The sequence below is a fragment of the Streptococcus sp. CCH8-H5 genome (assembly GCF_001556505.1).
In the GTDB taxonomy this organism is placed as follows: Bacteria; Bacillota; Bacilli; order Lactobacillales; family Streptococcaceae; genus Streptococcus.
This window is the reverse complement of record NZ_LSIZ01000001.1, coordinates 1-409: the sequence shown is the minus strand read 5'-3', so window position 1 is coordinate 409 and position 409 is coordinate 1. Positions and strand designations below refer to the sequence as shown.

The window sequence follows — 409 nt, the reverse complement described above, 5'->3', positions numbered from 1 at the left end:
CTGTCTGAAGTGAAGGTTTTAAGAGCCTCTTTTGGAAATAGCTTACAAAGTTGTTTGATGGCTAAAAACATGGATTTGGCTGTTCTGTCTGGTATCTTGAAAGCTAAGTAAAAGCGCGTTTTTCGCTCCAGAAAGGTCGCTAAACAGCCCCTGCTTTTGCCTCTGGAAGACACCACAGTATCAAGCTCCCAGTGGCCAAAAGTCTCACGATTCCTGACCTCTTTAGGACGTTTGGCAATTGATGTGCCAATCCTAAATGTCCCACGTGTTTCTTTGGGTTGTCGAGTCTTTCCTTTACGACGCAGGACGCTTAAATCCAGATCAATCAAACCGGCGTAGAGCCAGTTATAGATGGTTTTAAAAGCTACCATTGGCTTTTGTTCAAGCTGATAGCGGCCACAAATCTGTT

The 409-nt window shown here is 44.3% G+C and carries 1 protein-coding gene; it reads right to left on the bottom strand.

The window, feature by feature from the left end; all coding sequences use genetic code 11:
* Positions 1–409: IS30 family transposase (locus tag AX663_RS00005; protein WP_156430735.1), on the bottom strand; the 409-nt coding region annotated here is incomplete at both ends.